General features: G+C 69.3%; 20 protein-coding genes, 1 tRNA gene and 1 pseudogene. 15 read left to right on the forward strand and 7 right to left on the reverse strand.

From position 1 onward, the window contains the following. Positions 1-62 precede the first annotated feature (62 nt). From CK240_RS14130 to CK240_RS14155, 6 genes are all read left to right on the forward strand, one after another. Entirely contained in the window at positions 63-980 is a 918-nt protein-coding gene (locus CK240_RS14130) for a manganese-dependent inorganic pyrophosphatase (RefSeq protein ID WP_095640983.1), read from the forward strand. Between the two features lie 74 nt (positions 981-1,054). Beyond that, complete coding sequence (locus CK240_RS14135; RefSeq protein WP_095640984.1) at positions 1,055-1,918, forward strand: TIGR01459 family HAD-type hydrolase; 864 nt, start codon at positions 1,055-1,057, stop codon at positions 1,916-1,918. A gap of 102 nt (positions 1,919-2,020) precedes the next feature. Further along, positions 2,021-2,464 (forward strand): MaoC family dehydratase, encoded by a 444-nt coding sequence (locus tag CK240_RS14140; protein ID WP_095641002.1) that lies wholly within the window; start codon positions 2,021-2,023, stop codon positions 2,462-2,464. 52 nt (positions 2,465-2,516) lie between these two features. After that, positions 2,517-3,461: a bifunctional riboflavin kinase/FAD synthetase gene (locus CK240_RS14145; RefSeq protein ID WP_095640985.1), complete on the forward strand. Its 945-nt coding sequence runs from the start codon at positions 2,517-2,519 to the stop codon at positions 3,459-3,461. Beyond that, a complete protein-coding gene (locus tag CK240_RS14150) occupies positions 3,461-3,901 on the forward strand; it encodes a YcgN family cysteine cluster protein (protein ID WP_095640986.1) in 441 nt (146 codons plus the stop codon). The genes CK240_RS14145 and CK240_RS14150 overlap by 1 nt, the downstream gene beginning before the upstream one ends. Then, entirely contained in the window at positions 3,898-4,929 is a 1,032-nt protein-coding gene (locus CK240_RS14155) for a threonine aldolase family protein (RefSeq protein WP_095640987.1), read from the forward strand. Before CK240_RS14150 ends, CK240_RS14155 begins: the two co-directional genes overlap by 4 nt. Here CK240_RS14155 and CK240_RS14160 read toward each other — a convergent pair. Genes CK240_RS14160 through CK240_RS14170 form a run of 3 tightly spaced genes read right to left on the reverse strand, consistent with a single transcriptional unit; the run spans position 4,926 to position 7,089 of the window. Beyond that, positions 4,926-5,420: a CinA family protein gene (locus CK240_RS14160; protein ID WP_095640988.1), complete on the reverse strand. Its 495-nt coding sequence runs from the start codon at positions 5,418-5,420 to the stop codon at positions 4,926-4,928. The two genes, CK240_RS14155 and CK240_RS14160, sit on opposite strands and share 4 nt — an antisense overlap. Further along, the gene (locus CK240_RS14165; protein ID WP_095640989.1) at positions 5,420-5,908 is read right to left on the reverse strand and encodes a phosphatidylglycerophosphatase A family protein; all 489 of its coding nucleotides are present in this window, start codon (positions 5,906-5,908) and stop codon (positions 5,420-5,422) included. Before CK240_RS14165 ends, CK240_RS14160 begins: the two co-directional genes overlap by 1 nt. After that, complete coding sequence (locus CK240_RS14170; RefSeq protein ID WP_095640990.1) at positions 5,908-7,089, reverse strand: bifunctional 2-C-methyl-D-erythritol 4-phosphate cytidylyltransferase/2-C-methyl-D-erythritol 2,4-cyclodiphosphate synthase; 1,182 nt, start codon at positions 7,087-7,089, stop codon at positions 5,908-5,910. The genes CK240_RS14165 and CK240_RS14170 overlap by 1 nt, the downstream gene beginning before the upstream one ends. A 217-nt stretch (positions 7,090-7,306) precedes the next feature. Here CK240_RS14170 and rpiA point away from each other — a divergent pair, with 217 nt between their 5' ends. The 5 genes and pseudogenes from rpiA (at position 7,307) to CK240_RS14195 (ending at position 13,903) form a co-directional block, all read left to right on the forward strand. After that, positions 7,307-8,035, forward strand: coding sequence for a ribose-5-phosphate isomerase RpiA (gene rpiA, locus CK240_RS14175; RefSeq protein ID WP_095640991.1), 729 nt, complete (start codon positions 7,307-7,309; stop codon positions 8,033-8,035). Beyond that, positions 8,032-9,411 carry a glutathione-disulfide reductase gene (gorA, locus tag CK240_RS14180; protein ID WP_095640992.1) on the forward strand — a complete coding sequence of 460 codons (1,380 nt, stop codon included), beginning with the start codon at positions 8,032-8,034 and terminating at the stop codon, positions 9,409-9,411. The genes rpiA and gorA overlap by 4 nt, the downstream gene beginning before the upstream one ends. 100 nt (positions 9,412-9,511) lie before the next feature. Further along, positions 9,512-10,762: an FtsH protease activity modulator HflK gene (gene hflK, locus CK240_RS14185; protein ID WP_095640993.1), complete on the forward strand. Its 1,251-nt coding sequence runs from the start codon at positions 9,512-9,514 to the stop codon at positions 10,760-10,762. Beyond that, positions 10,762-11,772 (forward strand): annotated as a pseudogene (hflC, locus tag CK240_RS14190) (protease modulator HflC); the annotation flags it as partial. The gene hflK and the pseudogene hflC, both read left to right, overlap by 1 nt. Positions 11,773-12,529: 757 nt before the next feature. Further along, complete coding sequence (locus CK240_RS14195) at positions 12,530-13,903, forward strand: DegQ family serine endoprotease (RefSeq protein WP_240517442.1); 1,374 nt, start codon at positions 12,530-12,532, stop codon at positions 13,901-13,903. A 64-nt stretch (positions 13,904-13,967) separates the two neighbouring features. Here the strand turns inward: CK240_RS14195 and CK240_RS14200 are convergent, their stop codons facing one another. Then, positions 13,968-14,738 carry an invasion associated locus B family protein gene (locus CK240_RS14200; protein WP_095640994.1) on the reverse strand — a complete coding sequence of 257 codons (771 nt, stop codon included), beginning with the start codon at positions 14,736-14,738 and terminating at the stop codon, positions 13,968-13,970. A 246-nt stretch (positions 14,739-14,984) separates the two neighbouring features. After that, on the reverse strand, positions 14,985-15,320 hold the full coding sequence (locus tag CK240_RS14205) for a DUF6477 family protein (protein ID WP_095640995.1): 336 nt from the start codon (positions 15,318-15,320) through the stop codon (positions 14,985-14,987). Between the two features lie 203 nt (positions 15,321-15,523). On the opposite strand from CK240_RS14205, the gene CK240_RS14210 reads away from it, so the two are divergent. From CK240_RS14210 to CK240_RS14220, 3 genes are all read left to right on the forward strand, one after another. Beyond that, a complete protein-coding gene (locus tag CK240_RS14210; protein WP_420818630.1) occupies positions 15,524-16,723 on the forward strand; it encodes a DUF6456 domain-containing protein in 1,200 nt (399 codons plus the stop codon). Between the two features lie 112 nt (positions 16,724-16,835). Beyond that, positions 16,836-17,783 carry a lipoyl synthase gene (gene lipA, locus CK240_RS14215; protein ID WP_095640996.1) on the forward strand — a complete coding sequence of 316 codons (948 nt, stop codon included), beginning with the start codon at positions 16,836-16,838 and terminating at the stop codon, positions 17,781-17,783. A 44-nt stretch (positions 17,784-17,827) separates the two neighbouring features. Further along, positions 17,828-17,913: transfer RNA gene (locus CK240_RS14220), tRNA-Leu, on the forward strand. A 190-nt stretch (positions 17,914-18,103) separates the two neighbouring features. Here the strand turns inward: CK240_RS14220 and CK240_RS14225 are convergent. Beyond that, the gene (locus tag CK240_RS14225) at positions 18,104-18,283 is read right to left on the reverse strand and encodes a hypothetical protein (RefSeq protein WP_095640997.1); all 180 of its coding nucleotides are present in this window, start codon (positions 18,281-18,283) and stop codon (positions 18,104-18,106) included. A gap of 794 nt (positions 18,284-19,077) precedes the next feature. On the opposite strand from CK240_RS14225, the gene CK240_RS14230 reads away from it, so the two are divergent. Continuing rightward, a complete protein-coding gene (locus CK240_RS14230) occupies positions 19,078-20,223 on the forward strand; it encodes a multidrug effflux MFS transporter (RefSeq protein ID WP_095640998.1) in 1,146 nt (381 codons plus the stop codon). Between the two features lie 23 nt (positions 20,224-20,246). Here the strand turns inward: CK240_RS14230 and CK240_RS14235 are convergent, their stop codons facing one another. Beyond that, positions 20,247-20,954, reverse strand: coding sequence for an MgtC/SapB family protein (locus tag CK240_RS14235; protein ID WP_095641005.1), 708 nt, complete (start codon positions 20,952-20,954; stop codon positions 20,247-20,249). Positions 20,955-21,912 lie beyond the last annotated feature (958 nt).

A 21,912-nucleotide genomic window follows, 5' to 3' on the forward strand; every position in this document is an offset into this window, starting at 1 on the left:
GCCTTCACAACGAGCGGCCCCGCGCCTATAAGCCGGCCGACTGCGCCACGAGGGAACGCTTCATGATCCAGGTTTTCGGCCACAAGGCCCCCGACACCGATTCCACCGGCTCGCCGCTGATCTGGGCCTGGTACCTGTCCGATGTCCGCAAGACCCCCGCCAAGGCCGTGCTGCAGGGGATGCCCAACACCGAAGCCGTGTGGATGCTGGGCAAATGGGGCGTTTCCATGCCCGAGATCATCGAGGACGTGGCGCCCGGCGATCAGTGCGTGATCGTGGACACCAACAACCCGGCCGAACTGCCCGCCTCGCTGGACCAGGCCGAGGTGATCGAGATCATCGACCACCACCTGCTGGCCGGCGGCATCACCACCCGCACGCCCATCAACATCACCGTCCGCCCGCTTGCCTGCACGGCGACCATCATGCACGACCTGATGGGCGCGGACCTCGATCGCGCGCCGGCTTGGGTCAAGGGGCTGATGCTGACCTGCATCCTGTCGGACACGCTGGAGTTCCGCTCGCCCACCACCACGCCCCATGACCGCCGCGTGGCCGAGAAGCTGGCCAAGGACCTCGACATCGCCATTCCGTCCTATGCGATGGAGATGTTCACGGCGAAATCCGATGTTTCGGCCTTCTCGGACACGGCGCTGCTGAAGATGGACAGCAAGGAATACACGCTGGGCGGCAAGCAGATGCGGATTTCCGTGCTGGAAACCACGGCGCCGCAGGTGCTGCTGGACCGCAAGGACCGGCTGGTCGCGGCCATGCCCGCCGTGGCGGCCGAGGACGGCGCCGACGAGGTGATGCTGTTCATCGTGGACATCCTGAACGAGCAGTCCACCCTGCTGGTCCCCAACGACTTCGTCCGCCGCGTGGCCGAGGCGTCGTTCGGCGTGCCGGTCGAGGGGGACAGCGTGGTCCTGCCCGGCGTGGTCAGCCGCAAGAAGCAGATCATCCCCGTGCTCAAGGTCTGAGCGGGCATCGTGACAACGGGGGCCGGGCCATTCCCGGCCCTCCGCATTTGCAAGGCCAGCGAAAGGGCAGGGGCATGACCCGCATCATTCGGAACCTCGCCGAGATCGGCGGCGACTATAGCGTCCTGTTCTGCGACCTGTGGGGCTGCGTCCACAACGGCAAGATGGCCTATCCGGCCGCCATCGCCGCGCTGCAGGCCTATCGCGCGAAGGGCGGCAAGGTGGCGCTTGTCACCAATGCCCCGCGCCCGCGCAGCCTGGTGGCGGACCAGATCGCGCGACTGGGCGTGCCGGACGACGCCTGGGACGACATCGTGACCTCGGGAGACGCGGCGCAGGACGCGATGTTCGCGGGCCGCGTGGGCAGCCGCGTCTGGCACATCGGCCCCGAGCGCGACATGGGCTTCTTCACGGAAACCGAAGACCCGCGCGCGGGCGACATCATCCGCGTGCCGCTGGAGGAAGCCGAAGGCGTGGTCGTCACCGGCCCCTATGACGACCGCACCGAAACGCCCGAGCACTACCGCGAGCGCTTGGCCGCCGCCCGCGCCCGCAACCTGCCGCTTCTCTGCGTGAACCCCGACCTCGTGGTCGATTTCGGCGAGCAGCGGCTTTACTGCGCGGGCGCGCTGGCCCAGCTTTACGAGGAAATGGGCGGCGAGGCGCTGTATTTCGGCAAGCCCCACGCGCCGATCTATGACCTTGCGCGCCGCCACATGGGCGTGGGGAAGGACGTGCCCGCGCTGGCCATCGGGGACGGCATCGGCACCGACATCCTGGGCGCGGTCAACCAGGGGATCGATTCGCTGTTCGTGACGGGCGGCCTTGCCGCCGAGCACATGGGCGAAGACGTCGAAAGCCCCGAGGCGCATCGGCTGGAAGCGTGGCTTTCCGAGCAGCGCATCTCTCCGACCTATGCCATCGGCCGGTTGCGCTGACGTGGCGTAGCAATAATACTTCACCCCTCCGGCCTATCCTTTAGGATTATTGCGCGCTCTTTCTTCCCCTGCTACGCTGCGATGCAGCAGGGGATCATGAACATGCTCGACAACCAGCCGCGCGGCACAATCGTCATCGAAGATCTCGAGATCGGGATGATGCGGCATCTGCTCAAGCAGGTGACTGACGACGATATCGAGATGTTCGCGCAGGTTTCGACCGACCGGAACCCGGTGCATCTGGACGAGGCCTATGCCCGCGACACGATCTTCGAGGGGCGGATCGCCCACGGGATGCTGACGGCCGGGCTGATTTCCGCCGTGATCGGGGAACAGCTTCCCGGCCACGGCACCGTCTATCTGGGCCAGACGCTGAAGTTCATGGCGCCTGTGCGTCCCGGCGACACCGTGCGTGCCGAGGTGCAGGTGGAATCGATCGACCATGCGAAGCGCCGCGTCACCCTTGCCACGCGCTGTCTCGTGGGCGATACCGTCGTGCTGAAAGGCGAGGCGGTGGTTCTGGCTCCGTCGCGCAAGTTCGACTGACCAGTCCGACCGGGGCATGGCCCGGACGTGGGGGCCCATGCAGAATCCGCCGATGCACATCCACCGCGACTGGCGCGGCCTTCCGGCCGCCGCCCGGGGTGCGACCGTGGCCATGGGCAATTTCGACGGCGTTCACCGCGGCCACCGCGCCGTGATCGACGCGGCCCGCGTCGCGCAACCCGGCGCGGCCCTGGGCATCGTCACCTTCGAGCCTCACCCGCGTGAATACTTCGCCCGCCTCGCCGGGCGGACCGAGCCGCCCTTCCGCCTGATGAATGCCGAGGCCCGCGCCAACCGGCTGGCCCGCCATGGCGTCAGCCAGCTTTACGAACTGCCCTTCGGGCCCACCCTGGCCGGGCTGACGCCCGAGGACTTCGCCCGCGAGGTGCTGGCCGAGGGCCTGGGCGTCGCCCATGTCTCCGTGGGCGAGGACTTCCGCTATGGCCGCGGCCGGGCGGGCGACATCCGCACGCTGGTCGAGGCAGGCGCCCGCCTCGGCTTCGGCGTGACCGCCGTGCCGCTGCTGGAAACCGATGCGGGCGCCACCAGTTCGACCGCCATCCGCGAGGCGCTGGCCGACGGCCGCCCCCGCGATGCCGAGCGGATGCTTGGCCACTGGCACCGCATCGAGGGCGAGGTGATCCACGGCGAGAAGCGCGGGCGTCAGCTGGGTTATCCGACCGCGAACCTCGCGCTGGAAGGGCTGCACCTGCCGAGGCTGGGCGTTTATGCGGTGCTGGTGGACGTTCTGGAAGGGCCGGACAAGGGCAACTATGCAGGGGTCGCCTCGCTGGGCGTCCGGCCCATGTTCGGCGAAAACGCCCCCAATCTGGAAACCTTTGTGTTCGACTTCTCGGGCGATCTCTATGGCCGCCACATCTCGGTCGCGCTGGTCGATTACCTGCGCCCCGAGGCGAAGTTCGACGGGCTGGACGCGCTGATCGCCCAGATGCGCAAGGACGAGGATCAGGCGCGCCGCATCCTCGCGGCCGCCTGATGCGCGAGCGTTTCTGGGAACTGCCGCTGGACGAACTCGAGCCCGCCGAGTGGGAGTCGCTCTGCGACGGCTGCGGCAAGTGCTGCCTGAACAAGATCGAATACGAGGATGACGGCAGCCTGGATTTCACCTGCGTCGCCTGCAAGCTGCTGGACGGCGAAAGCTGCCTTTGTTCGTCCTATCCCAACCGCCATGACTTCGTCCCAGACTGCGTGGTGCTGACGCCCGACAAGCTGGCCGAGATCTCGTGGTGGCTGCCCGCGACCTGCGCCTATCGCCTGCGGGCCGAGGGCAAGCCGCTTTACCCCTGGCACCACCTGATCTCGGGCGACCCCGAGGCGGTCCATCGCGCGGGCGTTTCCGTGCGCGGCCGCACGGTCAGCGAGGCGGACGTGCCCGAGGAGGATTGGGACCGCTACGTCATCGAGGATCTTTCATGAATTTCGGCTCGGACAATTCATCCGGCGTCCACCCGCGGGTCATGCAGGCGCTGGTCGACGCGAACGAGGGCGCGGCCCCGTCCTATGGCCGCGACGACCTGACCCGCCGCGCCTGCGACGCCGTGCGCGAGATGCTGGATGCCCCCGAGGCGGCCGTCTTCCTGCTGGGCACCGGCACGGGCGCGAATGCGCTGGCGCTGGCGCAGATGTGCCCGCCCTGGGGCCGGATCTTCTGTCACAGGACGGCCCATATCGAGACCTCGGAATCCGGTGCCCCCGCCTGGATGGCGGGCGGCGCGCAGCTGGCTCTGGTCGAGGGCGAGGCGGGGCGGATGACACCCGCGACTCTGGCGGCCCGCATCGCGGATTACCCTCAGGAGGACGAGCACGACGGCAGGAACGCCGTCCTGTCGATCACCAACGCGACCGAATGGGGCACCGTCCATGACGCGGCAGGCGTCGCGGCACTGGCGGCGGTCGCGCGGGACGCGGGGATGACGGTCCACATGGACGGGGCGCGCTTTTCCAACGCGGTGGCGGCGACGGGGGTCTCGGCTGCCGACCTGACCTGGCGCGCGGGGGTCGACGCGATCTCGCTCGGGGGGACCAAGAACGGCTGCCTCGCGCTCGAGGCGGTGGTCTTCTTCGACCCCGACCACGCCCGCGACTTTTCCTTCCGCCGGATGCGGGCGGGGCACCTGTGGTCCAAGCACCGCTTCCTTGCCGCGCAGATGCTGGCCTGGCTGGAGGGCGACCTGTGGCTGACCCTCGCCCGTGACGCCAACGCCGCGGCGGCCGAGCTTGCGGCGGGCCTGCGCGGGGCGGGGTTCCAGCCGACGGTCCCGGTCGAGGCCAACGAGATCTTCATCCGCCTGCCGCGCGACCTGGTCACGCGCCTGCGGGCTGCAGGCCTGCGCGCCGCCGACTGGCCCACGGCGGGTGACGACGGGGCGCAAGGGACGATCCGGCTGGTGACAAGCTGGGCCACGACCGAAGACGAGGTCGCGGCCCTTCTGCGCGCGCTTTAACCCAGCGCCTCGATCATCATCCTCAGCGCATGGGCCGTGGTGGCCCGGCGCACGCCGTCGCGGCCCAGCGGGCCGAAGTCCACCGTTTCCGTCCGGGTGCCATGCTCGTCCGCGATGCCGAAGCAGACGCGGCCCTCGGGCTTGTTCTCGGTCCCGCCCGGCCCCGCGACGCCCGTCACCGAGACGGCAAGGCCCACCTTGGCCCGGTCGCGGGCGCCCGCCGCCATCTCGGCCGCGACCTCGGGGCTGACGGCACCATGGGCCTCTATCGTCTCGGGGCTGACGCCCAGCATCTCGGTCTTGGCCTGGTTGGAATAGGTGATGAAGCCCCTGTCCAGCGCGCCCGAGCAGCCGGGGATGTCGCTGAGCGTCGCCGAGATCATGCCGCCGGTGCAGCTCTCGGCGGTCGCCAGCATCACGCCCTTGTCGGTTGCCGCCTTCAGGGCGCCCTCGGCCAGGGCCTTCAGGTCCTCTGCGGGTTTGTCGTCCATCACATCACTCCGTGCGAAAGTCCGGCGGCCAGGATCGAGGCCACGGCGGCGAAGATCCCCGCCCAGATGTCGTCCAGCATCACGCCCGCCGCGTCGCTGCGCCGGTCGGCCCGGCCGATGATCCAGGGCTTCCAGATGTCGAACAGGCGGAACAGCAGGAAAGGCACGACCCAAGCCGGCCAGGGAAAGACGCTGGCGGGCATCCCCGCGAACCAGAAGCCGCCCGACGTGGCGCACAGCGCGATCATCTGGCCCGCGACCTCGTCGATGACGATGGCGCTTTCGTCCTTGTCGGCGCGCCCGGCGGTGGCGCGGGCCACGGCCCAGAAGCCCAGCGCGATGACCAGCAGGGTGGCCATGGCGACCAGCGGAAAGTGCCCCAGCCGGTGCAGGACATAGCCCAGCGCGACCGTCGCCGCCGAGGCCCAGGTGCCGGGGGCGGGCCGCAGGTGCCCGAGGCCGAAGCCGGTTGCGATTGCCCGTTCCATCATGCCTCGCGGATCAGCGTTGCGGTGGCGATCGAGGCGACGCCTTCCTCGCGCCCGGTGAAGCCCAGGCGTTCCGAGGTGGTGGCCTTGACGCTGACGCGATCGGGTTCGACCCCCATGATCGCGGCCAGCCGCGCCTGCATGGCACCGGCATGAGGGCCGATCTTCGGCCGCTCGCAGACCAGCGTCACGTCGGCGTTGCCGAGGCGATAGCCCATTGACCGCGCAAGCTCGGCGGCGTGGCGCAGGAAGATCTCGCTGGCGGCGCCCTTCCACTGCGGGTCCGAGGGCGGGAAGTGCCGCCCGATGTCGCCCTGCGCCAGCGCGCCATAGATCGCGTCGGTCAGCGCGTGCATCCCCACGTCGGCGTCCGAATGGCCGACGAGGCCCTTGTCATGCGCCACCTGCACGCCGCACAGCCAGACGTGGTCGCCCGGCCCGAAGGCGTGGACGTCATAGCCGTTGCCAAGCCGCACATCCATGTTCGTTCCCCGCATCCGCAATATCCGCCCGGCCCGTTCGAGGTCGCCCGGCCACGTGATCTTGAGGTTGTCTTCGTCCCCCGGAACGATGCGGACGGCAAGCCCCTGCCGTTGCACCAGCTCCACGTCGTCGGGCGCGGCCTCGGGGGCGGCCCGGTGCGCGGCAAGGATCACGGGCAGCGCAAAGCCCTGCGGCGTCTGCGCCCGGTAAAGCCCTGCACGGTCCGCAAAGCCGGTCACGACGCCGTCCGCCCCCCGCCACAGCGCGTCCGTGACGGCGATCCCCGGCGCGGCCGCCTCGGCCCCCTCGGCCAGGGCCTCCACCACCGCACCGATGGTGGCGGGCGAGACCAGCGGCCGTGCGCCGTCGTGGATCAGCACATGGGTGATGCCCGACCCCTCCAGCACTTCCAGCCCCGCGCGCACGCTGTCGGACCGCGTGGCGCCGCCCGCGACCAGCGTGACGCGCCCGCCGAGTTCCCCGATGGTGTGGTCCATGTCGTCGGGGTGGACGGTGACGACGATCCGGTCGAAGCCCGCGAAGGCCGCGATGCTGCGCGCCAGCACGCTGCGGTCCCCCAACGCAAGCCACTGCTTGGGCACCTCGCTGCCCATCCGCGTGCCACGGCCTGCGGCGGTGATCAGCACGGCGATACGGTGGCGGGGCAGGGCGGGTCGGGGAACGGTTTCAGCACTCATGCCCTGCCGATTAGCGCGGCGGACCGGGTTAGGCCAGCATGAGCCGGGGTGGTTCGTCCTCTCCCCTGATCTTCTTCGCCGAAATATCCCACGGGGGCCCGGGGGTGTGAAACCCCCGGTCCGACAGCGCCACCCCCGGAACCTCCGCCCCCTCGCACCCGGAACCCATCGCGGCTATATCCGACGGCAACACCGCGCCAAGCGACAGGAGCTTCCGATGACCGATCTTTCCCCCAGCGACCTTGCCAAGGATGCCGCCGCGCGTGCCGGGGTCGCGCTGGTGCAGGACGGGATGCGGCTTGGCCTGGGCACCGGCTCGACTGCCGTCTTCATGGTCCACCGGCTGGCCGAGCGGATCAGGGCCGAGGGGCTGCGCCTGCGCTGCGCCGCGACCAGCCGCGCGACCTGCGACCTGGCGGGCCAGCTCGGCATCAGGATCGAGGAACTGGACGAGATCGGCTGGCTGGACCTGACGCTGGACGGCGCGGACGAGATCGACCCCGACCTGAACCTCATCAAGGGCGGCGGCGGGGCGCATCTGCGTGAAAAGATCACGGCGGCCGCGTCCGAGCGCATGGTGGTGATCGCGGATCCCACCAAGGTGGTCGAGACGCTGGGCGCGTTCCACCTGCCGGTCGAGGTCATCCCCTTCGGCGTGGAAACGACGGTGGTCCATATCCGGCGCCTGCTCGACTCGCTGGGGCTGACGCACCGACCCATCCTGCCGCGCCAGCGCGACGGGCGCATCTTCCGCACGGACGAGGACAACCTGATCCTCGATCTGTCGCTTGAGGCGATCACCGACTGCAAGGCGATCTCTTCGGGGCTGCACGCGATCCCGGGCGTGGTCGAACACGGGCTGTTCCTGGGCATGTGCGACCTGGCGCTGATCGGCGCGCCCGACGGCTCGGTGATCGAGATGACCAAGCCCGAGGTGACGGCGTGAGCTTCGACTACGACCTGTTCGTCATCGGCGGCGGCTCGGGCGGGGTCCGCGCGGCCCGCATCGCGGCCGGCCAGCATGGCGCCAAGGTGGCGCTGGCCGAGGAAAGCCGCATGGGCGGCACCTGCGTCATCCGGGGCTGCGTGCCCAAGAAGCTGATGGTCTTCGCATCGGAAGCCCCTGCCGCCGCCCAGGAGGCGCGCGGCTACGGCTGGACCGGGGCCGAGGCGGGCGGCTTCGACTGGCCCATGTTCCGCGAAAAGCTGCACGCCGAGTTGTCGCGGCTGGAAGGCATCTACCGGGGCGGGCTGGTCGCGGCGGGGGTCGAGGTCCACGACAGCCGCGCCACGCTGGTCGATCACCACACCGTCGCCTTGGCGGACGGGCGGCAGTTCACCGCAAGGCATATCCTGATCGCGGTCGGCGGCCGTCCCACCCTGCCGGGCATCCCCGGCGAGGAGCTGGGCATGATCTCGGACGATCTCTTCACCATGGACGAGATGCCGCGCCGCATCCTTCTGGTCGGCGGCGGCTTCATCGCCTGCGAGTTCGCCACGATCCTGAGGGGACTCGGCGCGGACACGACGCTGGCCTATCGCGGCGACAAGCTGCTGCGCGGCTTCGACGAGGGCGGGCGCACGCTCGTCACCCACCAGCTGGAACATGTCGGCGTCACCCTGCGGCTGAACGCCAACCCCGCACGGCTGGACCGCGACGCCCAAGGCATCCGCGTCACCTACGAGGATGGCGCGGTGGAGCATCACGATGCCGTGCTGTTCGCCACCGGCCGCGCGCCCTACACGCGCGGGCTGGGGCTCGAGAACACCGGCGTGAGGCTGGGCCGCCGGGGCGAGATCGTCGTGGACGAATGGTCGCAGACCGCCGTGCCCTCGATCTTCGCCGTGGGGGACGTCACCGACCGGGTGAACCTGACCCCCGTGGCGATCCGCGAGGGTCACGCCTTTGCAGACACCGTCTTCGGCGCGCAGCCCCGTCGCGTGTGCCACGATCTGGTCGCCAGCGCCGTCTATGTCCGGCCGCATGAACTCGCCTCGATCGGCCTGACCGAGGAAGCCGCGGCCGCGCAGGGTCCGATCGAGGTCTATGAAGCCCTGTTCCGGCCCATGCGCTCGCTTTTCGCGGGCTCGGACCTGCGGGCGATGATGAAGCTGGTCGTGGACGACGTGACGCGGCGCGTGCTGGGCTGCCACATCTTCGCCCCCGAGGCGGGCGAGATGATCCAGCTTGCCGCCGTGGCCATCGGCATGGGCGCCACCAAGGAACAGTTCGACGCCGCCATTGCCGTCCATCCGACGCTGGCCGAGGAACTGGTGACGATGCGGATGCCGGTCCGCCGCGCAGGCGGCGCGGCCGTTTGATCCACTGACGCGGCAAACACGCGAAGGTGCCTCGCGCAAGCCCTTGTCGTGACCGGCATTGTTCTTAGTTACGACAGTAAATCGGACGAAAGGCTCACGAATGGCACAACAGGGACCCTGGGGCGGCGGCAGCGGCGGCGGGGACGACGAACGGCCGGCACGCCCGCAGGCGCCGAAACCCGAACGAGGCGAGCCCCAGCGCCCCTGGGGCCAGCCCGGGCAGCAGCCGCCCGGCGGCAAGCGCCCCGAGCAGATCCCCGAGATCGAGGAACTGATGCGCAAGGGCCAGGACCGCCTGCGCGTCCTGATGGGCGGGCGTGACGGCGCCCCCCGCACGGGCGGGCCGCGCGGCCCTCGGCGCGAGTTGCCGCGCATGGACCGGGGCAAGTGGGGCATCTTCGCGCTGGGCGCGGCGGCGCTGTGGGCCTTTGCCAGCATCTACCAGGTGGACACCTCGGAAAAGTCGGTCGAGCTGCTGTTCGGTCGTCCCTATGCCGTTCGTGACGACGGCCTGAACTTTGCCCCCTGGCCCTTCGTCACCTACCAGATCGTGGGCGTGACCCGCGAACGGACCATCGACATCGGCACGGGCCGCGACCCGATGGACAGCGGGCTGATGCTGACCCGCGACCAGAACATCGTGGACCTGACCTATCAGGTTGTCTGGAACGTCTCGAACCCGGAACAATTCCTGTTCAACCTGGCCGACCCCGAGGGCACCATCCGCGCCGTGGCCGAAAGCGCCATGCGCGACATCGTGGCGCGGACCGAGCTTGCGCCGATCCTGAACCGCGATCGGGGCGTGATCGCGCGCGACCTGGAACAGGCGATCCAGGCCACGCTGGACAGCTATCAGGCGGGGATCAACGTGGTGCGCGTCAACCTCGGCCGCGCCGATCCGCCCGCCGAGGTGATCGACAGCTTCCGCGAGGTGCAGGCCGCCCAGCAGGAACGCGACCGGCTTGAGAAAGAGGCCGACGCCTACGCCAACCGCGTGCTGGCCGCCGCCCGCGGGGAGGCCGCGGCCCTGGTCGAGCAGGCCGAGGCTTATCGCGCGCAGGCCGTGAACAACGCTCAGGGCGAGGCCGCGCGCTTCAACTCGGTCTATGACGAATATGTCAAGGCGCCCGAGGTGACGCGCCGCCGGATGTATCTGGAAACGATGGAACGCGTTCTGGGCAACGTGGACAAGGTGCTGATCGACGGCGAGGCCGGGCAGGGGGTCGTGCCCTATCTGCCGCTGAACCAGTTGAACAGCACCCCCGCGCCGCGCACCGGCGCGACCGCCGGGACCGGAAGCGCCGGGACCGCCACGACGACCACGACGACTCCGCAGACGGGGACCAACTGATGCGCCGCACCATTTCAATCCTGGCCCTGCCGCTGGTCGTCATCCTCGCGGTGCTGGTGATGGCCTCGGTCTATATCGTGGACGTGCGCGAAAAGGCGCTGGTTCTGCGCTTCGGCGAGGTCGTGACCGTGCGCGAGGAACCGGGCCTAGGCTTCAAGCTGCCGGTCATCGACCGGGTGGTGCGCTATGACGCGCGCATCCTGGGCCTTCAGACCGAGCCGATGGAGGTCACGCCGCTGGATGACCGCCGCCTTGTCGTGGATGCCTTCGCGCGCTGGCAGATCGCCGACGCCGTGACCTTCCGCCGCGCCGTGGGCGAGGGCGGGATCGAGTTCGCCCAGCAGCGCCTGGGCGGGATCATGACCAACGCCATTCGCGGCGTGCTGGGCGCGGTCCCCTCGACCACGGTGCTGTCGGACGACCGGACCGCGCTGATGGCGCAGATCCGCGACGCGGCGCGGGGCGAGGCGGATGCGCTGGGCATCCAGGTCATCGACGTGCGCCTGACCCGCACCGACCTGCCGGAGCAGAACCTGGCCGCGACCTATGCGCGGATGCGGGCAGAGCGGGAACGCGAGGCCGCCGACGAGATCGCCCGTGGCGGCGAGGCTGCGCAGCGCGTGCGCGCTACCGCCGACCGGACCGTGGTGGAACTGACCTCGGACGCCCGCCGCAAGGCCGAGATCGTGCGGGGCGAGGCCGACGCGCAGCGCAACGCCATCTACGCCGAAGCCTTCGGCCGCGACCCCGAGTTCTTCGCCTTCACCCGCTCGATGACCGCCTATGAGCGGGCGCTGCAGCAGGGCAACAGCTCGATCGTGATCAATCCGACGGGCGAGTTCTTCTCGTATCTCGGCACCGGCACGAGCAGCGGCGTGAACCCGACCGCGGTGCCCCCCGAGGTCGTGGCCGCCGTGCCGCCCGAGGCCCCCTCGACCCGCGAGGTGGCCGAGGAGGCCGCAGCCCAGGCTGCTGCCGCCGCCGCCCAGGCCGAGGCCACCGCCGCGGCCGCCGAGGGGCTGAGCGAGGTCATCGGGGTGGACGAGGCAGTGGGAGGCGAGAGCAGCGTCACCGGCGGCGCGGCCGCGACCGCCGTGCCCGCCGCCGGAGGTCAGGCCGGACAGGCCGGCGCGGCAGCCCCGGCGCCTGCGGTGCCCGAGGCGCCTGCGACCCCGGACCCGGTCACGGGCGCGGCCGTCCTGGCCGACCCGCCGGTCGAGGCAGGGCAGGCGCCCGCCGCCACCGGCACCGTTCCCGTGGAACCCGTGCCCGCGGGGAACTGACCCCGAGCCACGGCAGTTGACGAAAGGCGCGGCCCTGCGGTCGCGCCTTTTTCGCATGTGCCGAGGGCAGCCCGGTGAAGGCCCGTCAAGAGCGAAAGGGCTTTCACGACTTGATGACGCAAAGATGCGTTGCCTTCGGGCAACTGCTGACACATATGCGTGAAACGGACCCGGGGCCGGCCGGGGACTGCGTCTGCCGGCCAAGTCATGGAGATAATTGATGAAATTCAACTCGCTCATGCCCCGGCTTGGCCTGACGGCGTCGGTCGTCGCGCTGTCGCTGGCCTTTGTTCCGGCACATGCCCAGCAGGCCCAGACGCAGCCTGAGCCCGCGCAGCAGCAGCCGGCCCAGCCGGCGCAGGCCGCCCCCGCGCAGACCCCGGAAACCACCACCGTTCCCGGCGAGGCGATGACCGGCGAGGTGCCCAAGGCTGCGGACGCGGCCCGGCCCGCGGGCGACCAGGTGGCGGCTGGCAATCCGGTCATGCCACAAACCTTTGCCGATATCGTCGAGCAGGTCAGCCCGGCAGTGGTGAACATCACCACGACGGCGATCGTCTCGCGTCCCGTGAACCAGTTCCCCGGCTTTCCCCAGGGCAGCCCCTTCTCGGACCTGTTCCGCGACTTCGGCATGCCGGGCGGTCCCGAAGCGCCCTTCGGGGGGCCCGGCGGCCAGCAGATGCAGCAGCGCTCGAACGCGCTCGGCTCGGGCTTCGTGGTCTCGGCGGACGGGCTGATCGTCACGAACAACCACGTGATCGAGGGCGCGGACGAGATCGAGATCGAGTTCTATTCTGGCGCGCGCCTGCCCGCGAAGCTTGTCGGGACCGATCCCACGACCGACATCGCGGTGCTGAAGGTCGAGGCGGAAAATCCGCTGCCCTTTGTCCAGTTCGGCGACAGCGATGCGGCCCGCGTGGGCGACTGGGTGCTGGCGCTGGGCAACCCGCTGGGGCAGGGCTTCTCGGCCACCACGGGCATCGTTTCGGCGAAAAGCCGGGCGCTCACGGGCACCTATGACGACTTCATCCAGACGGACGCCGCGATCAACCGGGGCAACTCGGGTGGGCCGCTGTTCAACCTGCGGGGCGAGGTCATCGGCGTGAACACCGCGATCCTTTCGCCCAGCGGCGGCTCGATCGGGATCGGCTTCTCGATGGCCTCGAACGTCGTGAAGGGCGTCGTGCAGCAGTTGCAGGAGTTCGGGGAAACCCGGCGCGGCTGGCTGGGCGTCAAGATCCAGGACGTCAGCCCCGACATCGCCGAATCGCTTGGCCTTGAAACGGAAGGCGGCGCGATGGTGACGGATGTCCCGGCGGGTCCGGCGGCCGATGCCGGCATCAAGGCGGGCGATGTCATCACCTCCTTCGCGGGCGGCCCGGTCAAGGATACCCGCGACCTGGTCCGGCGCGTGGCCGATGCGCCCGTGGGCAACGCAGTGGACGTGATGGTGCTGCGTGACGGCAAGCCCGTCACCCTGCAGGTCACGCTTGGCCGGCGCGAGCTGGCGGATGCGGACGGAACCGGCCAGCCGGGCGGCAACGATCAGCCCGGCGCGCCCGGGCAGGTGCTGGGGATGACGCTGGCGCCGCTGACCCCGGAACTGGCCGCACGCCTGCAGGTGCCCGAGGGCGCGGCGGGGCTGGTCGTGCAGGACGTCGATCCCGCCAGCGACGCTTCGGCCAAGGGGCTTCAGACGGGCGACCTGATCGTCGAGGCGGGGCAGCAGCCCGTCACGAGCCTGGCCGACCTGAACGCCCGCATCACCGAGGCGCGCGAAGCGGGCCGGCAGTCGGTGCTGGTGCTGATCCGGCGCCAGGGCGAGCCGCGCTTCGTGGCGCTGTCGCTGGAGGAATGATCCCGGCACCCTGAATCGAAAGAGGCGCCCCCGGGCGCCTCTTTTTTACTTTGCGACAGGTGGCTTACTTCGTCGCTTCCAGCACCTTCACCAGCTCGTCGAAGCCCGCGGTGAAGCCCGACAGGGACACATTCAGCTGGACGAGGTTCTTTTCCATCGTGCCGCCGAAGGGCAGCAGCGAGACGGTGGCCTTGTTTCCGCGCTTGAGGCCGTCCAGTTCGGCCTGCGTCATGCCGATGCGCGACACGCAACCGATCGGCGCGCAGACCATGAACGGATAGCGGTTGTTCTTGCCGGAATCGATCTGCAGGCCCATCCCGGCCTCGAGGTTCGTTTCAAGCGGCGCCACAAAATTCAGGATCGCGGCCGGCTCTCCCGAAAACGGAATGACCGAGATCTCGGCCACCGGGGTCTGCTGGTCGTCGCGCAGAAGCTGGTAAAGCTCGCAAGGATCCTTGCCGTCCTGCGTGCGCAGGCAGCGCAGCTGCCAGTCCCCGTGGGTCGATCTGGTGTGATAGCTGCCGACCTGATCCTGTGCCGGCGCGGCCGGCGTGCCCTCGGGCTGCGCCGCGGCGGGTGCGGCCGTGCCGGGGGCGGCCGGGGCCTCGCTGGCGGCGGGCGCGGGGGCTGCGGTGTCGGCAGCGGCAGGAGCCTCGGCGGCCGGTGCCGTCTGGTCAGGGGCGGTGGTGCCTTCGGGCGCGGGCGCGGGTGCGGTCACGGGAGCGGGGGTCGTCACCGGGGCGGGGGTCTGTTCGGCGGGCGCCTGCGCGAAGGCGCCGGCAAGCGGCGCCGCCGCAAGCAGGGCAGCCAGGACGGCGGATGAGGTGCGAGCCATTTATGATCCTTTCGGCTGAACGCGGCTGCCCTGTTACCATGCGTCCTGCGCCATGTCAGCGGCCCGACCGTCACCTTTGCGTAGAAGGGCGCGCCCCGGTGCGAGGGGCGGAAAACAAAGCGGGGAACGCGAGCAATCGCCCCGTTCCCCGTCCATCCCTGTCAGACCGGCGGTCTTATTGCCGGCGACGTTAGTGCGGCCCGCACCATGCGTCAATTGGCTAAAAAGACTGCCTCGGCCCGGCTTTCAGCCGATCGCGCGCAGGCGGGGGCCGGGCGCCTGCGCCATGGCCAGCCGCGATTCCGCCAGGATCGCGATCATCAGCATGACATGCTGGTGCAGGTCGTAATCGGCCGCGCCTTCCTGACGCGCCGCGTTCATCCGGTCCTCGTCGGCCCTGAGCCGCGCCAGAGCCTGGCCCGGCGCGGGCACGCTGTCGCTGCGCAGAGTGCGCCGCAGGTCGCGGTCGCGCCGCCATTGCGCCTGACCGGCCACCGCTGCGCGGACCAGCGCGGCGGGACGGCGCAGCGACGGCAGGACCGGCTGCACGGGGAAGGCAAGGATGTTGGACATCAGGCTCATCTTGAGGCTCCGGGCGTCGGGTGATGCCTCAAGTCTTGCCAGCCTTGTGTCGATGTTGCGCCAGCGGGGGCAGCAGCGCCCGCCGTGGTTAATGATCTTTAGGGAATCTTAGCCATTCCTCACCCAGATGAAGGCGACCTGTCTTTTCGGACAGGTTGGACCCAGGGCCGGGCCGGCCTGAGGATGACAAGGGAAACGTTGAGATGACGATACTGACGGGTGATTTCACCGACGCTGCCGCCATTCCGCTGCGGGCAAGCGCCGGGGTGCTGCCCGGATCTTCCGCCGAGGCCGCCGCGCCGCCGCTTGCCTGCCACGCTGCCCTGCCAGAGCCTCGCCTCGCCATGCCCGAGGATGCGCAACTGTATCTGCGCCATGTCGAAGGGGGCGAGTCGATCCGGGCGCTGGCACGCGAGACGGGGTGCCACGCCTCGACCATCCTGCGCCGCATCCGCCGCTTCGAGAACCGCCGCGACGATCCGCTGATCGATCGCGCGGTGGAACGGGCGGGCCGCGACGTGATGACCGACCAGGACCGCACCGAGATGCGCCGCGTCCTCCGGCGGCTGGCCGAACCCGGCGCAGTGCTGGCCGTGGCCGAGGGGATGGACAAGGCGATTGTCACCCGCGCCGACATCCGCACGGCGGTGCTGGATCGTCACGTGGCCGAGACGCTTGCCCTGCGCGGCTGGGTGGCGCTGGTGGGGCAGGGGCGCATCACCCGCCATGCGATCACGGCGGCGGGCCGCGCGGCCCTGAAGTCGATGGTCACGGGCCGTTCCGCCGGTCTGCCGACTGCCGCCGATTTCGACAACGCCGCGCCCGTGGACGCCCCCGGCGGCATGGCCGAGGCGGCCGCGCCCTTCGAGATGCCCGACCTCGGCCCCCAGGCCGCGCAGGCCCACCGGATCATGGAGGATCGCATCCTTGACGATCCGGATGGCGACGGGATGCGGCGGATGCGCGTCAACATCGCCGAAAGCCCGCTGCTGGTCCTCGCGCGCCGCCGGGACGCGAACGGCCAGCCCTTTCTGGACAGCGGCATGGTCACGGCGGGCGAACGGCTGCGCGAGGATTTCGAACTGGCGCAGATGGGCGTGCGCGTCACGCAGAACTGGGACGGCTTCATGACGGCGGGCATCGACGCGGGCTTCGTTCCCGGCGCCGGAGGGGGCGGGTCCGAGGCCGCCCGCCGTCGGGTCGCCGAGGCGCTGCGCGAGCTTGGCCCCGGCATGGGCGACCTGGTGTTGCGGGTCTGCTGCTTCCTGGAAGGCATCGAGATGACCGAGCGGCGTCTGGGGTGGTCCGCGCGCTCGGGAAAGGTGGTGCTGCGGCTGGCCCTGATGCGGCTGGAACGGCATTATCGCGAGCGCTATGGCCGGGGCGGGCCGCTGATCGGCTGAAAGGCTGCGAACCGATCTGCGACACCGGGCCGCGCCGGTTGATCAAATCGGCGGAAAGGACTACCTCGGGGTTCGGGCCGCATGGCCGCTTCCGACCCTTCGAGGTTTTCGAATGTCCGACCTGCCGCCGGTCCTGCGCCACCCCGAAAAGGCCCATCGTCCCGATCAGGACCAGCCGAAGAAGCCCGCCTGGATCCGCGTCAAGGCGCCGGTCAGCCAGGGCTACAAGAACACCCGCGACATCCTGCGCACCAACCGCCTGTCCACCGTCTGCGAGGAAGCGGGCTGCCCCAACGTGGGCGAATGCTGGAGCCAGGGCCACGCCACCATGATGATCATGGGCGAGATCTGCACGCGGGGCTGTTCCTTCTGCAACGTGGCCACCGGCAGGCCCGAGGCGCTGGACGTGTTCGAGCCCGGCCGGGTCGCCCATGCCGTGGCCACGCTTGGCCTGAAGCATGTCGTCATCACCAGCGTCGACCGTGACGACCTGAACGATGGTGGGGCCGAGCATTTCGCACAAACGATCCGGGCGATCCGCCATCGTTCGCCGGGATCGACCATCGAGGTGCTGACGCCGGACTTCCTGAAGGCCCGGCCGGGCGCGCTCGAGATCGTGGTCGAGGCGCGGCCCGACGTCTTCAACCACAACCTGGAAACCGTGCCGGGGCTTTACCCGACCGTGCGGCCGGGGGCGCGCTATTTCGCCTCGCTGCGGCTGTTGCAGCGGGTCAAGGAACTGGACCCGTCGATGTTCACCAAGTCCGGCATCATGGTCGGCCTGGGCGAGGACCGGCAGGGCGTGCTGCAGGTCATGGACGACATGCGCGCCGCCGACATCGACTTCATCACCATCGGGCAGTACCTGCAGCCCACGCCAAAGCATCACCGCGTGGACCGCTTCGTCACGCCCGAGGAGTTCGCGGGCTACGAGAAGGCCGCCTGGGGCAAGGGCTTCCTGATGGTTTCGGCGACGCCCCTGACGCGGTCCTCGTATCACGCGGGCGACGACTTCGCCCGGCTGCGCGCGGCGCGGCAGGAAAAGCTGGCGGGGGCCTGAGCCGCTTGCGTCGGCGGCCCTGCCGGTCTATCGCTGAGGCGCGTGCCCGAGTGGCGGAATGGTAGACGCAGCGGATTCAAAATCCGCCATCCGCAAGGATATGTCGGTTCGAGTCCGACCTCGGGTACCATTTTCCATCATAGGTTGATTCCGGTCAACGTTTGATCGGGATCTGGACGATCAGGTTGACATGGGTCCAGGCCGCAGTTGGTGCCTGCCGAAGGAGGTGGCAGGCACGGCGCCGGTGTGGCCTTTCAGGACCCGCGTGGGGGCAGGGGGCTTCCAGGCGGTGCTTGCCGGACGTGATCTCTAGGCACGGTTCAGTGCCGGGCCCGCAGCGGCGGGCCAGTGTCATTCACAAGGCGCTCGGTGAAGGCTGCGATCATCCTGAGGGACTCGGCCTGTGAATGGTTCAGCGACAAGGCGGTGCGCGCCGCCCGCTGCGCCGCTTCGTTCAGTGCCGTCAACTCGTTATCCAGTCGATTGGGGAAGTCCGACATTGCCTGGCATCCTCGTGGAGGGGTCCATGTGGATGGTCAGCACCTGCACCCTCTGGCGGATGCACCGCTGCCAAGCGTCCAACCGGGCGCCGGAAATTGATGGTATCCGGCTTCCAACGCGCTGCAAATGGCTGACGATCCCTGGTTGTGCCCGAATCTGCCTAAAAAACGACCCGTGAGGATTCGGCGTCCCTCAGCGTGGCCCTTTGCCCTTGAAGTGATCAGGGTGAACCGGGCTGGCGGGACGGTCGCCACTTCCCTCAAGCCGTTTCCGCCCGGCCGGACCCAGGTCCGCCTCGCGTCTCTGCAGTCGGGCGTTCGCAGCTGGCTCGAGTGTCGGCTGCATCCGCAGCTCGTGAAGTTCCGCTAAATCGGGTCGTCAAGCTGAGCCCTGACCGCTGTCTCGCACATGGTGGTGCAGGGCCGGTCCGGGAAACCTGCTCGTCGGGCAGCAGGTTTTACCCTTCGCCGGGTTGGTGCAGAGTTCATAGAACATCCGGGCGAACGGCGGGAGGGTGGCACTGTTGATGACGCCTCGACCCTGACGCTGCAAGAAGGTGATCCCGCGAAGGGCTGAAGGATGGCCTCCAGCATCGCGCCAAGGGGGGCCAGCGGACGCGTCCCCGGAACCCGGCCGGCGCTGCTGTCTTCGGCCGGTCGCTCCTTCATCCCCGAGGCTTGTCTTCGCGGCGCTGTCCGGGTGAAACCGGCTGGCGACATGGGGCGGAGGTTGCCCCGATCTTCCTTGGGAGCATGGATTGTCCTTCAGGGCCGTGACGAGAACCCCGCCAAGGATGGCGACGCTGGTGGCGCTGGCGGGAATTGCCGCCTTGTCGATGAACGTGTTTCTGCCCTCCCTGCCGGGGATGGCGCGGCATTTCGGCGTCGAATACGGGCTGATGCAGTTGTCGGTCTCGGCCTATCTGGCGGCCTCGGCGGTGGTGCAGCTGCTGGTCGGGCCGATCAGCGACCGCTGGGGGCGCCGGCCGGTGATGCTGGCCGCGCTGACGATCTTCCTGGCCGCCACCGCGGGGACGCTGCTGGCACCCACGGCGGGCTGGTTCCTGGTCATGCGGATGATCCAGGCGGTGGTGACGACCGGGCTTGTGCTGTCGCGCGCCGTCGTGCGCGACATGGTGGCAGGGCCGGCCGCCGCAAGCCGCATCGGCTATGTCACCATGGGCATGGCCGTTGTCCCGATGATGGCCCCCGTCGCGGGTGGCGCGCTGGAACAGCTTTGGGGCTGGAAGGCGAGCTTCACCGCGATGTTCGGGCTTGGGCTGGCGGTGCTGGCGGTCGCCTGGGTGGACATGGGCGAGACTGCGCGTGGGGGTCTGTCCCTGCGCGCCCAGGTGAAGGCCTATCCGGTGCTGGCGCGCTCGGGCCGGTTCTGGGGCTATGCGATGGCCGCAACGCTCGCGTCGGGGGCGTTCTTCGCCTATCTGGGCGGCGCGCCCTTCGTGGGCGAGACGGTGTTCCGCCTGACCCCCGCCGAGGTCGGATACTGGTTCGCCGCGCCCTCGATCGGCTATCTGCTGGGCAACTTCTCCTCGGGCCGCTGGTCGATCCATGTGGGCATGGACCGGATGATCCTGTGGGGGGCGATGGTGACGGTTGCGGCCCTGGGGGTGGCGCTGGTGGCCGACCTGGCGCAATGGCACCACCCGCTGATGTTCTTCGGACCGGTGGCCTTCATGGGGCTGGGCAACGGCATGGTCATGCCCAACGCCAATGCCGGAATGATGAGCGTGCGGCCCGATCTGGCGGGGACCGCCAGCGGCCTGGGTGGCGCGATGGCCGTCGCGGGCGGCGCCGCGCTGGCAGCGCTTGCAGGCTATTTTCTGGTGCCGGGCGCAGGGGCCACGCCGCTGCTGGTGATCATGCTGCTGTCCGCCTTGGGGTCCCTTGCCGCGATGCTGGGGGTGATGGGCGCGCGCTGAGAAAACGGGCGCGCGCGGCCCGGCTACCCGTCGCGCTCGGGCATGGCGGTCGCGCCCGTGTCCTCGATCAGAAGCATCGTGTAGCTTACGACCGCCGGATGGGCGCGCAGGGCTTCGGCGAGGCGGTCGCAGTCGATCGTGTTGCGGCTGTAGGTCGAGGTCGTGAACTGGATTGTCCTGCTGCGCGAGTCGAAGGCTTGGCTGAGGGGCTGGTCGCGCAGGCCGTGGCTCCGCAAGAGGCGGCGGACTGCGCCCGCATCCAGACCTGCGCCCTCGTTCACGGTGATCGTCAGGCGCAGGCCGGAACTGCGGGGCAGCACCGCATAAAGAAGCCGCAAGGCGATCAGGACGACCAGGGTCGCAACGGTGCCCACCAGCGCCACGCCGAACATCCCCACGCCATAGACCACCCCCAGGGCGGCCGCGATCCAGAGAGAGGCGGCGGTGGTCAGGCCATGGACCGACGAGCCTTCGCGGAAGATGACGCCCGCACCCAGGAAGCCGATGCCGGTCAGGATGCCATGCGCCATCCGGGTGGGGTCCGAAACGACCTGCGTGCCCGGGATCAGGTTGACCGCCCACTGTGCCTGGTGCGCCGCCGCCAGGGTCAGCAGCGTCGCGGCGAAGCACACGAGGGTATGCGTTCGAAGCCCTGCGGGCTTGCCCTGCAGTTCGCGGTCGAGGCCGATCAGCATGCCGGTCAGCAGACTGCTGACGAGCGGCAGCCACATCTCGGGTGTCAGCACAGGCAAGAGGAAGTCTGGCAAGGGGCGCTCCTGTCCGCAGTTCAGACGAAAGTCTGCAAGGCATCAGCGAAGCCTGATGCAGTGCCGGACTCAAGACCGCAAGTCCTTGGGGATGGGTGGGGCGAGCACCTAGCGTCCCTTCAGCTGATGTCGAGCGGCAGGGATTGGCCAGGTCAGGTCGTCCCGGACCTCACGGCTTGCGCGCGGCCCCTGTTCCTGAGCGGAGCCGGGTCGGTGCGCCTGGTTCTCGTGCTTGCAGGGGTCCTGCATCAGCCGGTGCCTGCATCTTCCAGGATCACGTGTGTGAAGGTTGCGCGTGCGTTCCTGCTGTCAGCGTCTAATGCTTGCAGGAAAGAGCCCCGAGGGCAGGAGGGGCGAGCACGATCCGGCACCAACCAGAAGGGGGCAACCAAAGGTCACCCCCACCCACTGGTAAACGCCACGTGGCACACTCACTAACAAGGCGAGGAATACCGCAGGACATCCTTTCGGGTTAGTTGCCAAATAGGACAGGTCAGCCTGAGGCGGGCTGCCGTTCGATGGCCGCTTGGTGTGGGATTCACGAACTGCGGGTCACCTGGCTGCAACTGTATCTGTCACTCAGGTGTTGTGATTCCGTGCATGATGCGGGGCAGGGGCGCTCAGGCCCTGCGGCAAGGCGGTTTCGGGTCCCGAAATCGGCGTGGAAAATACACCGGTTTCAACCACTTGCATTGAACTTGTGGTTTGGGTGATTTTTTATGCTTGCCCTGTCTGATTGTTCCCCCTAGATACCGCTTCACCGAACGGCGGGGACGCTGGGAGGGACGGGGAAGCCGGGAGGCGGAACCGGGGGGTCCTGGGTGGCGCCGCGGAAGATTGTCGAGAAGGTTCTTGACGGTGGGCTGCGGGATCGCTAGATAGGGTTCCTGCCTCGGCGACGGGGCGACTGGAAATTCGGGAC

This window comes from Paracoccus salipaludis (genome assembly GCF_002287065.1).
Lineage (GTDB): Bacteria > Pseudomonadota > Alphaproteobacteria > Rhodobacterales > Rhodobacteraceae > Paracoccus > Paracoccus salipaludis.

Coding starts and splice junctions, on each gene's coding strand:
- CK240_RS14130 (WP_095640983.1), top strand. CDS start 63: ATGATCCAGGTTTTCGGCCACAAGGCCCCCGACACCGATTCCACCGGC.
- CK240_RS14135 (WP_095640984.1), top strand. CDS start 1,055: ATGACCCGCATCATTCGGAACCTCGCCGAGATCGGCGGCGACTATAGC.
- CK240_RS14140 (WP_095641002.1), top strand. CDS start 2,021: ATGCTCGACAACCAGCCGCGCGGCACAATCGTCATCGAAGATCTCGAG.
- CK240_RS14145 (WP_095640985.1), top strand. CDS start 2,517: ATGCACATCCACCGCGACTGGCGCGGCCTTCCGGCCGCCGCCCGGGGT.
- CK240_RS14150 (WP_095640986.1), top strand. CDS start 3,461: ATGCGCGAGCGTTTCTGGGAACTGCCGCTGGACGAACTCGAGCCCGCC.
- CK240_RS14155 (WP_095640987.1), top strand. CDS start 3,898: ATGAATTTCGGCTCGGACAATTCATCCGGCGTCCACCCGCGGGTCATG.
- CK240_RS14160 (WP_095640988.1), bottom strand. CDS start 5,420: ATGGACGACAAACCCGCAGAGGACCTGAAGGCCCTGGCCGAGGGCGCC.
- CK240_RS14165 (WP_095640989.1), bottom strand. CDS start 5,908: ATGGAACGGGCAATCGCAACCGGCTTCGGCCTCGGGCACCTGCGGCCC.
- CK240_RS14170 (WP_095640990.1), bottom strand. CDS start 7,089: ATGAGTGCTGAAACCGTTCCCCGACCCGCCCTGCCCCGCCACCGTATC.
- rpiA (WP_095640991.1), top strand. CDS start 7,307: ATGACCGATCTTTCCCCCAGCGACCTTGCCAAGGATGCCGCCGCGCGT.
- hflK (WP_095640993.1), top strand. CDS start 9,512: ATGGCACAACAGGGACCCTGGGGCGGCGGCAGCGGCGGCGGGGACGAC.
- CK240_RS14195 (WP_240517442.1), top strand. CDS start 12,530: ATGCCACAAACCTTTGCCGATATCGTCGAGCAGGTCAGCCCGGCAGTG.
- CK240_RS14200 (WP_095640994.1), bottom strand. CDS start 14,738: ATGGCTCGCACCTCATCCGCCGTCCTGGCTGCCCTGCTTGCGGCGGCG.
- CK240_RS14205 (WP_095640995.1), bottom strand. CDS start 15,320: ATGAGCCTGATGTCCAACATCCTTGCCTTCCCCGTGCAGCCGGTCCTG.
- CK240_RS14210 (WP_420818630.1), top strand. CDS start 15,524: ATGACGATACTGACGGGTGATTTCACCGACGCTGCCGCCATTCCGCTG.
- lipA (WP_095640996.1), top strand. CDS start 16,836: ATGTCCGACCTGCCGCCGGTCCTGCGCCACCCCGAAAAGGCCCATCGT.
- CK240_RS14225 (WP_095640997.1), bottom strand. CDS start 18,283: ATGTCGGACTTCCCCAATCGACTGGATAACGAGTTGACGGCACTGAAC.
- CK240_RS14230 (WP_095640998.1), top strand. CDS start 19,078: ATGGCGACGCTGGTGGCGCTGGCGGGAATTGCCGCCTTGTCGATGAAC.
- CK240_RS14235 (WP_095641005.1), bottom strand. CDS start 20,954: ATGTGGCTGCCGCTCGTCAGCAGTCTGCTGACCGGCATGCTGATCGGC.